The organism is Acinetobacter sp. NIOH-H-8 (genome assembly GCF_046635365.1).
Lineage (GTDB): Bacteria > Pseudomonadota > Gammaproteobacteria > Pseudomonadales > Moraxellaceae > Acinetobacter.
The window spans coordinates 43,823-58,636 of record NZ_JBHDVN010000010.1; the positions used below are offsets into that span (position 1 = coordinate 43,823).

The following is a 14,814-nucleotide window of genomic DNA, read 5'->3' on the forward strand; positions in this document are numbered from 1 at the left end:
CAGTTCGGGTGAATTTTGTGTCATCGCTTGAAAATGACACATTAAACATCACATATATCTGCATATTGCAGGTGAAAAATAGGTTTTAGGTGAACGAGAACGCACGCCCTCATATTGAAAAAATCTTGGCCAATATGACCACCTTACCCGGGGTCTACCGGATGTATGGCAAAGATGGCGAACTCTTATATGTGGGAAAAGCCAAGAACCTGAAAAATCGGGTATCTAGTTATTTTGTCAAAACCCTTGATCATCCCAAGACTCAAGCTTTGGTGGCACGGATTTATGACATTCAGACCTTGGTGGTGCGTTCAGAAACTGAAGCTTTATTGCTAGAGCAAAACCTGATCAAGCTGCATCGTCCACCGTATAACATCATGCTGCGTGATGACAAATCCTATGTCTATATTTTTGTCTCTGCAGACAAGCCCTATCCGCGGATTGCCAGCGGTCGTGGCAAGGGCAAACATCAGGTCGGCAAGTTCTTTGGACCTTATCCGAGTGCTTACAATGCCCGCGATACTTTGGTTATTCTGCAAAAATTATTCAATGTACGTTCTTGTGAGAATGGTTTCTTTGCCAATCGTACTCGACCTTGTTTGCAATATCAGATCAAGCGCTGTTCCGGCCCTTGTGTCGGCCTGATTTCACCTGAGGATTATCAGGAAGATGTCAATAATTCGATTCGCTTCCTGCAAGGCGATACCAAAGAGTTGAATCAGGAACTGATTGCCAAGATGGAAGCAGCCGCAGAAAATCTGGAATTTGAAAAGGCGGTATTTTATCGTGACCGGATGGCATTACTGCGTGATGTACAGGCCCAGCAGGCGATTTATAAAGTCAAAGGTGAGGCAGATATTCTGGCGATTGCCTACCAAGCAGGAGTAACTTGTGTGCAGATCATGCATGTGCGTAATGGCAAGATGCTCGGCGGTAAAGGCTATTTTCCGGATATGCTGAGTGACGATCTGGGACAAATGCTCTCGGATTTTATTGCCAACTTCTACTTCCAGGTTGCCGATGAAATTCCTTCTGAACTGATCGTAAATATTGAAATGCCAGATCGGAAGGAGCTAGAAACCGCACTTTCTCAACATTTTGACAAGAAAATTCAGATCAAATCCAAAGTTCGGGAAACCCGTGCTGAATGGCTGGAACTTGCACAGATGAATGTGCAACATGCCATTCAGGGCAAGCTGGCCAATCACTTTGAGCTGAATGAACGTTTCCATCAGTTAGAGGAGGTCGTAGGACGGCCGGTAGATCGGATTGAGTGTTTCGATATCTCGCATACCATGGGTGAAGATACGGTTGCTTCTTGCGTAGTCTTTGATAGTGGAGGCGCGCGCAAACGCGATTATCGCCAGTTTTCTATCAATGATATTCAGGCGGGTGATGACTATGCCGCGATGCGTCAGGCCTTAACCCGTCGTTATAAAAAAGCCATGCTGCCAGATTTGCTGCTGATTGACGGTGGTAAAGGGCAATTGCATATGGCGATGGAAGTCATGCAGGAACTTGGGCTGGATGCCTTTATGGTCGGTGTGTCTAAAGGCGAAGGGCGTAAGCCGGGTCTGGAAACCCTGCATTTTACCGATGGCGGTAAGATCCAGCTTCCAGAAGATCATAAGGCCCTGCATTTGATCCAGCAGGTACGTGACGAAGCCCACCGTTTTGCCATTACCCGACATCGGGCCAAACGCGATAAAAAACGGGGTTCATCGGTACTGGAGGTAATTCCGGGACTGGGGCCGAAGCGCCGTCGTGATTTATTGACCCATTTTGGTGGGATTCAGGGTGTGCTTAAAGCTTCAGAAAAAGATCTGCAACTGGTACCGGGTCTGGGTTCGGTCATGGCCCGGATGATTTATAAAGTTCTGCATGAGTAATCGTTTTATATCAATTACAAGTGCAAAAATGCACATTGACCTTCGAGTCAAAGGTCATTTCTATTCATAGATTTTTCCAGCAATATATCGGTTCATCAGACAAAGTTGAAGGATCGATATGTCTTTGCAAACACTGTACGCACAAATTGCGCAGCAAGAATGGATTGAAATGCCGCCAGGCTGGGGACAAGGAAGAACCATCTACGGTGGACTTGCAGCTGCAGTCATGATGCAAAAAGCCGTGGTAATAATCAATGATCCTACTAAACGTTTGCTGAGTACCAGTGTGACTTTTGTTGGCCCGGTACAGGAAGGCAAAGCACGCCTAACTGCGGAAATTCTGCGTGAAGGCAAATCGGTCACTACCATCGAAGTGCGTCTATGGCAGGATGAGGCTGTTCAGAGCATTCTGATTGCCAGTTTCGGCGTAGCGCGCGATTCTAGCATTCAGGTACATCAGGAAATCCAGGCTCCGGATTATGCTCCTCCTGAAACCCTGTTCCAGATTCCTGCACAGTTCAAGCTTCCAAAGTGTTTTGATCATTTTGAACTCAGATGGGCGGATTTGAATCTGCCGTGCAGTTCAAGTGTACGTCCTGATTTTGAAGGCTGGTGCCGCTTCCATCCAGATCAACATTCTGACCGTGAATTTCAGTTAGCTGACCTGATGGCCATTTTTGACATCTGGCCACCTGGGGTGTTACCGATGTTTCAGACACTGGCCCCAGCGAGCAGCCTGACCTGGACTGTAACCTATGTGCATCCAGTGCAGCATCAGCTACATGATTGGTTTAAATATAAAGTGATTACCGACCATGCGGCTGACGGTTATTCAACAGAACATGCCTATCTGTGGGATGTAGAAAATCGGCTGATTGCGATGGCCAGACAGACAGTGACGGTGTTTGCCTAGTGACACTTCAAGTCAATTCGTATAAAGTGAAGCGTATTAATGATGGATTAAACCTCGAAAAAAGTGTGCATTTTCATCGTACATGAGGGGAACAATTGGCGGTGTCTATGACTACAGGTCGTATCCTGAATATTCCAAATATCTTGACCTTGGCTCGTATTATCCTGATTCCGGTTTTTTTATTGGTCGCATATTGGCCACCGGCAATGGGATTTAATGAAACCAGTCCTGATGTGACGCGGCATATTATCTTAACGACAATTTTTGTAGTGGCTGCAGTCACTGACTGGTTTGATGGTTATCTGGCGCGTACTCTGAATCAGACGTCTGCTTTTGGTCGTTTTTTGGATCCAGTTGCAGACAAGTTGATGGTCGCTGCTGCGCTTATTGTCTTAGTGCAATGGCAACCTTCGATCTCGATGGCTTTTGCAGCGATTGTGATTATTTCACGGGAAATTACAGTTTCAGCTTTACGTGAATGGATGGCTGAACTCGGTGCGCGTACCAGTGTGGCGGTGTCGACAGTGGGTAAATACAAAACCGCGTTCCAGATGATCGCAATTACGGTTTTCCTGCTGAACTGGCCACCGCTAGAAATGCTGGCTTATGCTTTGCTATATACAGCTGTGGTACTGACCTTATGGTCAATGTTTATTTATCTAAAAGCAGCCTGGCCATATCTGAAACAGCCTTAATCAATAAAAGCTCCTTAAAGGGGCTTTTTTTTATAGCTGAAATAGGAAATATAAAAATAGCAGGCAAAAAAATACCCAGCCTTTGGGGGAAGAACTGGGATGAAATCGGGGGTATTTCTCAGTTATTATTATAGTTATTCAAAGATATCTCATCTTCTTGCTGGTTATTATAGGGAGCACCTTCCACAAAATCATGTGGTTTCTTGTAGCTGAATGTTGTGTTTTGTGAGAGCAATGTATACAGAATTTACAATTGATTATTTTGATACAAATCTGATTGCTTTTCAGTAAGATAATGGCTGCTTAAATTTAAAAAACACGGTAGGAAAATGACAGGTTTTGAGCCTGTTTTTTAGGTCAATAATTTTCGATTTCATGAAAGTTAAAATAGTTTTTAGAGTGCTTTTAAGAGAAATAGAGTATCTATAGAAAAAGAATATCCGAGGAGTCTCTTGTCAGGTATTTAACTCATGATCTGATGAAGAAGTAATTTTCAAATTAAAAAGGGAATTCTTTTTATAGGTTACTTTTTTATAGCATTCGAAGTGATACCTTTCGCTTAATTTACGTAAGAGAAAAGCTTGAGCTTAGATAAAAAAATTTCCATGTAAGGAGTTTTTTTATTCTATGAACTTATAGCTGCTTGTCTTGTGTAAAAAACAAAAAGAGTAGGGCTTTAAACTAAAAGGGGAATCTTTCATAGATTTCCTTTTTGACAAGTAAAATTATGCGCTTGTCTTGCTTAGTTAAAACGCAGTTTAGCTCTTGCAGTATTCATAAAAAAAGAGCCTTGTCAGGCTCTTTTTTGACATTTGAAACTACGCGCTTCGCTTGTCTTGAGTAATTTTTAGAGCAGTACATAAAAAAGAATCTCCCATAACGGAGATTCTTTTTAAAGCCTACGCGCAGCATAGCTGCTTGTCTTGCGGCGTGGCGGAGCAGTGCTTTTGATATAAGAAAAGCCCCGTTTATGGAGCTTTTCAAATGTTGACCTACGCGCACCTTCGGTGCTTGTCTTGAAGAAAAATAAGGCAGCGCCTTATTTTTCTTCAGGCTTTAGACCTTCAGCTTTTTCCAATGATTCATCATTGTTAAAGAACTTCTCGCGTTGTTCTTCAAGGAACTTTTTCGCATCCGGTTCAAAAACGTTTAAACGCTTTTCATTGATCAGCGTGGTCTGGTGTTTCAGCCATTCTTGCCAAGCCTGTTTAGATATCGTATCAAACAGTTCCTGACCCTTTGCACCCGGGAATGGTGCAAAGTCTAAACCTTCCATTTCTTGTTGATACTTACGGCAAAAAACTTGTCGAGACATATCAATACTCCAATTTAAAGCGAAAGCAATTAAGCGTAAAGTTTCTCTAGGCGAGCATGCGCACGTTCGATCGCAGCTTCAACCTGTGCAGGTGCAGTGCCACCGATGTGATTACGTGCATTCACAGATGCTTCTAAAGTCAGAGCTTTTTCAAATACATCTGCCTGAATCAGATCAGAGAACTGTTGCAGTTGCTCAAGTGTCAGTTCAGACAGGTCTTTACCTTCCTGTACACCCAGAGCTACCGCTTTACCCACAATTTCATGAGCATCACGGAAAGCCACGCCATTTTTTACCAGATAATCTGCCAGGTCAGTAGCCGTTGAGAATCCACGAAGCGCTGCTTCACGCATGATTTCAATATTTGGTACAAGCGCAGGAATCATGTCAGCAAATGCCATTAATGAACCACGGACGGTATCGATCGCATCAAATAATGGTTCTTTGTCTTCCTGGTTATCTTTGTTGTAAGCAAGCGGTTGACCTTTCATTAGTGTCAACAAGCTCATCAGATCACCATATACACGGCCGGTTTTACCACGGATCAGTTCAGGTACATCCGGGTTTTTCTTCTGTGGCATGATCGAAGAACCAGTACAGAAACGGTCTGGAATATTTACGAACTTGAACTGAGCCGATGTCCATAGGATCATTTCTTCAGACATACGTGACAGGTGCATCATAATTAAAGATGCCGCAGCATTGAATTCAATACCGAAATCACGGTCAGAAACAGCATCAAGTGAGTTTTCAGCAACAGCTTCAAAACCTAGAAGCTCAGCAGTATAAGCACGGTCAATCGGGTAAGTCGTACCTGCCAGAGCAGCAGAACCAAGTGGCATACGGTTAACACGTTTACGGCAATCAATCAGACGCTCAGAGTCACGTACCAGCATTTCAAACCAAGCCATTAAGTGATGACCAAAAGTCACTGGCTGTGCAGTTTGCAGATGGGTAAAACCTGGCATGATGGTATTGGTGTTTTTAGCTGCCAGACCCAGGATGCCTTTTTGCAATTTTTTCAGTAATTCCAGGATGGCATCAATTTCATCACGGACATACAGACGGATATCTGTGGCAACCTGGTCATTACGGCTACGGCCCGTATGCAATTTTTTACCGGTGATGCCGATACGCTGAGTCAGGCGCGACTCAATGTTCATATGCACATCTTCAAGGTCAATGCGCCATTCGAAGTTACCTGCTTCAATATCTGCTTTAATGGCAGTCAGACCTTCGATAATGTCATCACGTTCCTGTTCAGTCAGTACGCCAACTTTTGCCAGCATGGTTGCATGTGCAATCGAGCCTGCAATGTCTTGTTTATAAAAACGTTGGTCAAATTGAACAGATGCTGTAAATTCAGCAACAAAAGCATCAGTCGCTTCAGAGAAACGACCGCCCCACATACCCGAAGTCTGGGCTTGTGATGGATTTGAGGAATTAGAAGATGTGGTCATGTCGGCTCAATCAGATTAAAAGCAGTAGAACGAAAAAGAGTATAACAAATTCAAAGCCCGTTGCCGAAGTCCAAGTCGATCAATCTTTTACATCTCCGACCGGATCAGTGCAAAGCTCTTATTTTTTTAGCCAGATCGGCAAGCTGCACTATTTGCTGGAAATGTTTATTGGCGGCAATGTGCTGGCCATGGTCTTAGCCTTGGCAAAAGCACAGTCCTGGCAGGCGCTTAATCTGGCAGATCTACTTCAATATATGCTGTATATCAACTGGGTATTGTTATGTTTTGCAGCGTTAGTCGAGCTTTTTCATCAGCATTTTCAGCGCATGGGGATTAAGCTGGCATTAATCTGCGGATTTCTGCTGTTGCAGGCGATTGTTTTGGTAACTACGACCAGTCTGAATGTGCTGACTTATTTTGGCAGCAATTTGAATTTTCAGGGACTGAGTCTGGCAGTCGCACTGGATCAGGTCGGCCTACATCTGAGTTTTGGTATCCTGTTAGGCATGTTCTGTTTTCGCTATCTGTATTTGCGTGAACAATGGGCGCAGCAGCAGCACAGTGAATTACATGCACGGATTCAGGCCATGCAGGCCAGGATTCATCCGCATTTTCTGTTTAATAGTCTCAATAGCGTGATCAGCCTGATCAGTATTGACCCGGACAAAGCCGAACAAATGTTGCTGAATTTGTCCCGTTTATTTCGGGCCAGTTTTCAGGAATTGAAACTGGTCAAGTTGCAGGAAGAAATTGAACTCTGCCAGCGCTATTTGGAGATTGAACAGATTCGTCTGGGAGAGCGTTTACAGGTCGAATGGAAATTAGAAAACAAAGACTTATACTCACAAGTCCAAATTCCATTATTGACTTTACAACCCCTAGTGGAAAATAGTATTTTCCATGGAGTTGAAAAAATTTTGACAAAGAGTACCATAAGCATATTGATTGAAATCTTGCAAAATCAAATTAATATCATCATAACAAACCCCTATACGCAGGATAATAAAACATTAAAAAAGGGACATGGTATTGCAATTGAAAATGTCAGACAGCGTCTGGAAGCCTATTACGGACCTACGATGACGTTTCAAACTTTCGCCGGTGGAGGGGTGTTTACCACGGTTGTGCAATATCGCTATAAATAAAAAGAAATCAAGGAAATCACAGTTAACTTATAATCAAATGAATAATGTTGACTGGATTAAGGAGGAGAAATGGACGTCCTGATTTGTGACGATGAGCCTTTGGCTGTCGAGCGACTATCACGTTTAGTCTCTCAACTGGGGCATGATGTGGTTGCAACAGCTACGCATGGTCGTCAAGCAATTGATCTGGCTCACCAGCATGAACCTGATGTCATCTTATTAGATATTCAAATGCCTGAAATGGATGGTTTGACCTGTGCGCAGCATTTGCGTCAGCTCGACCCGATGCCGGCTATTGTCTTTTGTACGGCCTATGACCAACACGCGCTGGATGCATTCAAGTCTAATGCAGACGGCTACCTGCTTAAACCGGTGATGCAACAGGAATTGGCACAGGTTTTAGAGCATCTAATTAAACTTACCCAAGCTCAAATGAGCCAACTAAAACAAAAAGAAAATATGGAAGAAATCAATATCAGCCGCCATCAAATTGCGGCAAAGACCTATCGCGGGGTCGAATTGGTGCCAGTTGAAAATATCTATTATTTTCTGGCGGATCAAAAATATGTGACCGTACGCCATAAAAACGGCAGTGTCCTGATTGATGAAACCCTGAAGGAGTTGGAACAGGAGTTTGGACATCAGTTCATCAGGATTCACCGTAATGCACTGGTTTCGGTTCACTATCTGGAAGGCTTGGAAGTGGTGAGTTCCGGCCAGTATCAGGTGCGTTGTCGTGAACTGGAAGAGCGTCTGGCGGTCAGCCGGCGTCATTTGCCATTCTTGCGGGAACGGATTCAGAAACTCTAAACGGATCAATGAGTTCGTCTGGACCAGTATTGAAACTTGTATAAATTCGCTTGCATTTTCAAGTGAGCAGGTTAAGTTTAGACTATTGTTCTCATTGACTGTTTATTGAAATTTATGAAGACCCTAAAAATTGCTACTCGACAAAGTCCACTTGCGCTCTGGCAGGCGGAACATATCCGTGCACGCTTACAGGACCTGCATGCTGGACTTCAGGTCGAGTTAGTCACTTTTGTTACACAGGGTGATAAAATTCTTGATACGCCATTGGCTAAAATTGGCGGTAAGGGCTTATTTGTAAAAGAATTAGAAGCAGCCTTACTAGATGGTCGTGCTGATCTGGCAGTCCATTCAATGAAAGATGTGCCAATGGCTTTGCCTGAAGGCTTATCTTTGGCAGTCATCTGTGAACGTGAAGATCCACTGGATGCTTTTGTCTCAAATACTTATGCCAGTTTTGACGAATTGCCTCAAGGTGCCAAAGTTGGAACTTCCAGCTTGCGCCGTAAAACCCAGATTTTAAAACAGCGTCCGGACCTTGAGATTATCGATTTACGCGGTAATGTGGGTACACGCTTATCCAAACTGGATGCAGGTCAGTACGATGCAATTATCCTGGCCAGTGCCGGTTTAAAACGCTTGGGTCTTGCAGATCGGATTCGTCATAGTATTGTGCCTGAAGTAAGTTTACCCGCAGTAGGACAGGGTGCACTGGGCCTGGAATGCCGGAGTGGAGATCAAGCGGTATTAGATTTAATCCAGCCTCTGTTACATGTAGAAACTGATGCCTGTGTCCGTGCCGAACGTGCCTTTAATGCCTATCTGGAAGGTGGCTGTCAGGTGCCAATCGCAGGCTATGCCACTTTAAATGAAGGTGTCATTTCGATTGAAGGCCGGGTCGGTAGCGTAGATGGCGCAACTTTGCTACGCGCACAGCAAAGTGGAACTATGGCAGATGCAGAGCAATTGGGCGTGCAGCTGGCTAAAGATCTGCTAGATCAGGGCGCAGGCGAGTTACTGAAAGCCCTTTATTCAAAATAATGTTGTTCATTAATACCCGTCCGAGTGATCGTGCTGCAAATTTAACGCAAGCCCTACAGACAGCGCAGATTCCGGTGATAGAGTTGCCCTTGCTAGAACTGCTACAGCAGCCTTATACGGATGAGCTGGCCAGTTTATTTAGACAACTACCCCAAGCAAAACTGATTGTCGTAGTGAGTCCGACCGCTGCCCAGATGGGCATGCAATATTTGCAGCAGGCAGGTCTATCATTGAATGATCTTGGAAGTGTCCAGTGGGTCGCTGTAGGTAAAGCTACCGAGCAGGCTTTAGCAAGCTACGGTATCCAGAGTTATGTGCCTGATGTGGAGACTTCGGAAGGGATGCTGCAATTGCCTGTGCTACAGCAGTTAGCTACCGGATCAACTGTCGCCTTTTGGCGAGGTGAAGGTGGGCGTCAGTTTATGATGCAGCATTTAAAGGATCAGCAAATCCATATATTGAATTTCATTTTATATGATCGTCAGTGTCCGCCAGTGACTTCCGAGATATTAGCTAAACATTTGACGAGCCTTGAAGCTAATCCCCGTTATGCAGTCTTGGTCAGCAGTGAAGCGAGCTGGCTTAACTGGCTAGCCTTGATGCAGCCGTATCCGCATCTCATTAATCGGGCATTGTATTTGGTTTTGGGGCCGCGTTTGGCTGCCATGCTTGGGGAATATCAACAGCAACATCAGGCTGGTTTTCAATTCGCTCAGTTAGAGGACTTAAGCGGATCGACGATTTTGCAGCAGCTACTGATGTACTAGGAAACGCATGAAAAAATTATTTATTGTTTTTTTCATCTTGAGCTTGGCGTGGATTGCCAAGCTGAGTTATGACCTGTTTGGCTTAAATTCAGCACAGACTGAATTGACCCAGAATTTGAAGCAACTGCAACAGCAGAATGCCAATCTGAATGATCAGATGGTGGCCTTAAAACGTCAAGTTGCTACGGGCCAAGCGTTAAGCCCTGAAACACCGAACAAGGGGACAGTTCAGGATACTCCTAGGGCTGATTTGCAGGATGATCTGCCTTTGGTCGAGCAATATCTGGATCTGGTTGAGTTTGCCTTGCAGCAGCAACAATATGCAATGGCTATGGAAAAGTTGAATCAATTATCCAATCAGCTTGAACATCTAGAACTGGCACCTGCTCTTCTGGGTAGCCTGAATCAGGCGATTGACAAGGATCGGGAAGTCCTTAAGCAGTTCATCAACAATCGTTTAGTACAACAGAATAAATTAAAAGAATTACTGCAACAGATTGATATTGAGATGGAAAAGGAAATCCAGGTGCAGCATCAGCACCGCGCTACAGCCCAAAGCTCATTTTGGCAGCGCTGGATTCAGATTGAATCAGTCGAGAAACCGAGTGCAGTCTTAATGCAGCGCAATTTGGTCTTAAAAGAAGCTCAGCTGCGTTTACTGATTGCAGAAAATAGTGTGCAACAAGGACAGCAGGTAGCTTTCCAGCAAGCCCTGAAAAGTGTGATCGAGGTATTGGCGCAACTTCCGGATGCGCAAAGCAAACAATGGATTCAGCGACTGGAACAAATCAAGGCAGCACCTCAGACGCCTACTCCTCAGCTCAATACGCGTACCCTGATCGGTTAATTGCTTATGAAACAGATTTTACTTGCTTATTTACTGGTTGGTTTGCTGGGCTTAGCGATCTTGAGTGTACTGAGCTATGGTTATGGTGCGGGCTATGTCTATCTGTATTGGCGCGAACTACAGATCCAGACCACTTTCTGGTTTCTGGTGGGCTTGCTTATCGTAATCAGCTTCATGATGCATATGCTGTGGTATGCGACCAAGCGTTATCTCAGCTTTAAACAGCGTAAACAGGAAACGGTATTCAGCTTTGCCCGCCTGCATCCTTATGAGCAGTTAGCTGTGGTTTGGTTATTAAATGCTGCACAGGATCAACGGGATTTTATTCAGCAGTCTTTTAATCAGTCGGGATTGCTCAAGCATATTATTGATGCCCGATTAGCGTGGGGACAGCAACAATATAGCGAAGCATTGAGTAGTTTAAATCAGTCCAATCCAATGGCATTTGAACTGGCAGAATTACAGCGGATTGAAATCTATTTATCGCAGCAGGATGGTCAGCAGGCATTAACGCATTTAGAATTTTTAAATCAGCATGAGTTATCTCCCTGGTTAAGACGGGTGAAAACCGCTTATGAGCAGCGTTTAAATGCTTTATGGGGGCAATTTGCCTTACAGTTTCCCTGGTTATATTTACGTTCAACCAAATATGGGCATTTAGACCAAGAAGTAAAAAAAATATGGCTGCAGCAATTATTAATAGCTTATGACCAGGCTACTGAAGATGATTTGGAATATTTAAAACAACGTTATCTGGATTTAAAACAGGACATATTTAATCGTGACTATGAAGTCAAGCTATTATGGTTGAAACTGTTATTTAGAATGCCGGAAATGAGCGTTGAGCATGAAAGCCTTGCTAAACATTTACTGGAACTCCAATTTAATCAGGATGTATTTTATTTATGGTTCCAGCAGCAGTTATTAAAGCAGTTTCCAGATTATGCAGATATTGAGCAACAGATCTCAGTTTGGGATGCAAAATATACTGCACTGCCAATATTAAGTTTTGCCAAATGGCATATTCTACAGGCGACTGGCCGGGTAGAAGAAGCTCAGCAATTGCTGGATCTCTATCCAGATGACATCCGCATGAGCTATTTGAGAATTAAATCTGTATTGCAGGGAAGAGAGGATTTAATACAGCAGTTAAATGCCGTATTTGAATCGAATGTTAATTTTATTGAAATCAGAATTTGAGGAAATAATGTCAGAATTACAACAATATCCGGTGATTTATTCGCAAACTGTTGCATGGGGAGACATGGATGCGTTTGGGCATGTTAATAATGCCATGTATTACCGTTATATAGAAAGTGCCCGTTTGGCTTATTTGGGTAAATTAAATATTTTTGATGAAGATATTTTAACAGTAGTGGCTTCAAATCAATGCCGTTATTTAAAACCTGTGGTTTATCCAGATCAATTAAAAGTGGCGGCACGAATTGATGAAATTCGGAATAGTGCAGTCAGAATGCATTATTTATTATGGAGTGAACAGCAGCAAAGTATCGTGGCCACTTCAGAAGCAGTAATTGTATGCTTAAATAAAAATATGCAGAAAACTGAAATACCTGAACATATTCGGGAAAAAATAAAATCGCTGGAATTAACTGTACAACATGAAATTTAATATGGAATTTCATCTCTGATTTAATGATTAATTTTGTAATGACCCTTAAGTTTATTGTTATACATTTAAAATTTTATATTGAATATTACACTTAATATAAATATGATGGGTCCGTTATTTATTAAAAGAAATAATGCTATTTATTGGAGAATATGATGCCAGATATTACAAATTTATCAGTTGAAGAGTTAAAACGATTACAAGCAGAAGCTGAGTCTTTAATTGCTTTGAAAAAAGATCAGGAAATTGAAGATGCTTATCATCAGGTATTGGATATTGCCGACAAAGTAGGCTTAACGATTGAACAGCTTCTTGAATTTGGTGCTTCTAAACGTAAAAAAACTGCACGTAAGTCTGTAGAGCCACGTTATCGCAGTAAAAGCAATCCGGAAGACACCTGGACTGGTCGCGGTAAACAGCCACGCTGGTTAGTTGCTGAATTAGAGAAAGGCGCAAAACTGGAAGATTTCGTGATCTAATCCTTCTGCCTCATTATTCATCATTAGGCTGTTATGCATACGGCCGGTGATTGATCAGCCAAGCACATCCTGCTTGGTTTTTTTATGCCTATGAATTGGCGTCAGAGAAAAAGTGTGCATAATGTGATTATAAAATGACAAAACTATAAATTTAGGGGTTTCGATTGGATAGGTTGGTCGTGGCGGGATGAGCAATAAGCCGAAAACATTAAAATGGTTGATATTTGCAATTCTAGCCTTTTTTGTCTTTGTAATTCTGCAAGTTCCTGCAGCTTGGTTAATTTCAAAATTTTATAAAAATAATCAGGTCTTACATAATGTAAGCGGGAATATCTGGCAGGGAAGTGCGGACTGGAAAAAAGGTAATCTTCGGGGAAGTCTGAACTGGCAGGTTCGTCCTTTGGACCTGTTGTTGCTGAGATTAGGGGCAAATATTGATCTGCATAGCGGTAATACCCAGTTTTCGGGTGTGATGGGCTATGGTTTGAATAAAACTTTAACCGTTAAAAATCTTGAGGGACAGCTTGCACCTGAAACTTTAAAGAAGATTGCTGACTGGCAATGGCCTACCAACCCGATTCAGTTTAAAGAACTCGATTTTAAATATAAAAAAGAGCAAGGCTTTAGTCATGTAGACGGTCAGATGCAATGGAGTGGTGGTGAACTGATTTACACGTTTGCCCAGCGTCAGGAGCGTATGAATGTACCGGTTCTAAGTGGTCAGTTATCTGATGAGAATGGACAGCTGCTGTTGGACGTACGCGACAATCGTGATCAACGTATGTTGAATATTAAACTGGATCCAAGCTTGATGCTGGATATTCAGCTGACACAGCGTTTTCTATTGAATGCTCCTTCTTATACGGGTAAAGCTGGACTGGATACTTACGTGATTAGTACCCGTCAGCCTTTAATGGGGGGCTTCAACTGATGGCAAGCCCACTCGATTATTTTAAAAATATTGATTTGAAGCAGACAGAGCGTGTTACTCCGATTTTATTATTCCTGTTAATTCTGTATTTATGCTGGAAATTGGCCGCCTTATTCTGGCTTCTGGTGGCTCCGCCACAAGCGATGCAGATTGATCAGGTAGAACTAGGGTCACAACAGGCTCAAGTGCCAAATATAAGTGCCTTTTCACTATTTCAGGAAAATACTTACGCAGCGAACACTGCTGAAACTGCCAATATTGTCTTGCAGGGAGTTGTGGTGGCGAGCCCAAGCTATAACTCTTCAGCAGTCTTGAAAATTAATGACCAGTCTGACCGTTATCGGGTCGGAGAAGTATTGGGGAATAGCGGTTTTACGCTGGCTGAAGTGTATTGGGACCGGGTGATTTTGCGTAAATCAAGCGGTGCGACCCAAGAAATCCTGTTTAAAGGGTTGGAAAATGGTTTAAACCAGCCAATCGTGCCGGATACCTCAGCATCTTCAAATCCGATGCCTCCGATGCATACGGAAAGTGGTATGCCTGAGCAACCTTCACCGCAGAGTGAAATCAATCGGGCTATCCAGCAGATGCAGGAAAATAAGGACCAGTACTTACAGAATATGGGGGTAAGTGCAGCAGAGGGTGGTTATGAAGTCACTTCACGGACACCGGCTGCACTGCGTAATCGCTTGGGGTTAAGACCGGGAGACCGGATTTTGTCTTTGAATGGTCAGACCCTGTCGCAGGGACAAACCGAAGCACAGTTACTGGAACAGGCTCGACGTGAAGGTCAGGTCAAACTCGAAATAAAACGTGGTGATCAGGTGATTACCATACAACAGGATTTGAAGTGATGTGTCATCACGCATAGGGTTAGGAAACACAAAAGTTT

15 protein-coding genes are annotated in these 14,814 nt (G+C 43.3%); 13 read left to right on the forward strand and 2 right to left on the reverse strand.

From position 1 onward, the window contains the following. The first annotated feature begins 89 nt into the window (after positions 1-89). The 3 genes from uvrC to pgsA all read left to right on the forward strand — a co-directional run bounded on the left by uvrC (position 90) and on the right by pgsA (position 3,497). Positions 90-1,889 carry an excinuclease ABC subunit UvrC gene (uvrC, locus tag ACEWB7_RS06355; RefSeq protein WP_312308512.1) on the forward strand — a complete coding sequence of 600 codons (1,800 nt, stop codon included), beginning with the start codon at positions 90-92 and terminating at the stop codon, positions 1,887-1,889. 118 nt (positions 1,890-2,007) lie between these two features. Further along, on the forward strand, positions 2,008-2,802 hold the full coding sequence (locus ACEWB7_RS06360; protein ID WP_180002515.1) for a thioesterase family protein: 795 nt from the start codon (positions 2,008-2,010) through the stop codon (positions 2,800-2,802). A gap of 107 nt (positions 2,803-2,909) precedes the next feature. Further along, positions 2,910-3,497, forward strand: coding sequence for a CDP-diacylglycerol--glycerol-3-phosphate 3-phosphatidyltransferase (pgsA, locus tag ACEWB7_RS06365; protein ID WP_004781631.1), 588 nt, complete (start codon positions 2,910-2,912; stop codon positions 3,495-3,497). Between the two features lie 1,039 nt (positions 3,498-4,536). On the opposite strand, the gene ACEWB7_RS06370 is transcribed toward pgsA, so the two are convergent. Together ACEWB7_RS06370 and argH are read right to left on the reverse strand one after the other, a co-directional pair. Next, entirely contained in the window at positions 4,537-4,812 is a 276-nt protein-coding gene (locus tag ACEWB7_RS06370) for an oxidative damage protection protein (protein WP_004781637.1), read from the reverse strand. Positions 4,813-4,841: 29 nt separating this feature from the next. Continuing rightward, the gene (gene argH, locus ACEWB7_RS06375) at positions 4,842-6,272 is read right to left on the reverse strand and encodes an argininosuccinate lyase (RefSeq protein WP_051065353.1); all 1,431 of its coding nucleotides are present in this window, start codon (positions 6,270-6,272) and stop codon (positions 4,842-4,844) included. On the opposite strand from argH, the gene ACEWB7_RS06380 reads away from it, so the two are divergent. The 10 genes from ACEWB7_RS06380 (at position 6,263) to ACEWB7_RS06425 (ending at position 14,776) form a co-directional block, all read left to right on the forward strand. Further along, a complete protein-coding gene (locus tag ACEWB7_RS06380; protein ID WP_312316437.1) occupies positions 6,263-7,417 on the forward strand; it encodes a sensor histidine kinase in 1,155 nt (384 codons plus the stop codon). The two genes, argH and ACEWB7_RS06380, sit on opposite strands and share 10 nt — an antisense overlap. A gap of 69 nt (positions 7,418-7,486) precedes the next feature. Then, positions 7,487-8,227: a LytR/AlgR family response regulator transcription factor gene (locus ACEWB7_RS06385; protein ID WP_005232557.1), complete on the forward strand. Its 741-nt coding sequence runs from the start codon at positions 7,487-7,489 to the stop codon at positions 8,225-8,227. Positions 8,228-8,341: 114 nt separating this feature from the next. Beyond that, positions 8,342-9,265, forward strand: coding sequence for a hydroxymethylbilane synthase (gene hemC, locus ACEWB7_RS06390; RefSeq protein ID WP_159123732.1), 924 nt, complete (start codon positions 8,342-8,344; stop codon positions 9,263-9,265). Further along, positions 9,265-10,032 carry a uroporphyrinogen-III synthase gene (locus ACEWB7_RS06395; RefSeq protein ID WP_312316434.1) on the forward strand — a complete coding sequence of 256 codons (768 nt, stop codon included), beginning with the start codon at positions 9,265-9,267 and terminating at the stop codon, positions 10,030-10,032. The genes hemC and ACEWB7_RS06395 overlap by 1 nt, the downstream gene beginning before the upstream one ends. 7 nt (positions 10,033-10,039) lie before the next feature. Next, a complete protein-coding gene (locus tag ACEWB7_RS06400) occupies positions 10,040-10,879 on the forward strand; it encodes a hypothetical protein (RefSeq protein ID WP_180034156.1) in 840 nt (279 codons plus the stop codon). A gap of 6 nt (positions 10,880-10,885) precedes the next feature. Next, the gene (locus ACEWB7_RS06405) at positions 10,886-12,079 is read left to right on the forward strand and encodes a heme biosynthesis protein HemY (RefSeq protein ID WP_411580518.1); all 1,194 of its coding nucleotides are present in this window, start codon (positions 10,886-10,888) and stop codon (positions 12,077-12,079) included. 7 nt (positions 12,080-12,086) lie between these two features. Then, on the forward strand, positions 12,087-12,512 hold the full coding sequence (locus tag ACEWB7_RS06410) for an acyl-CoA thioesterase (RefSeq protein ID WP_004781650.1): 426 nt from the start codon (positions 12,087-12,089) through the stop codon (positions 12,510-12,512). 152 nt (positions 12,513-12,664) lie between these two features. Then, a complete protein-coding gene (locus tag ACEWB7_RS06415) occupies positions 12,665-12,991 on the forward strand; it encodes an H-NS family nucleoid-associated regulatory protein (protein ID WP_079281036.1) in 327 nt (108 codons plus the stop codon). A 187-nt stretch (positions 12,992-13,178) separates the two neighbouring features. Next, entirely contained in the window at positions 13,179-13,922 is a 744-nt protein-coding gene (gene gspN / locus ACEWB7_RS06420) for a type II secretion system protein N (protein ID WP_004781653.1), read from the forward strand. Next, positions 13,922-14,776: a type II secretion system protein N gene (locus ACEWB7_RS06425; RefSeq protein ID WP_411580521.1), complete on the forward strand. Its 855-nt coding sequence runs from the start codon at positions 13,922-13,924 to the stop codon at positions 14,774-14,776. Before gspN ends, ACEWB7_RS06425 begins: the two co-directional genes overlap by 1 nt. Positions 14,777-14,814: the final 38 nt, after the last annotated feature.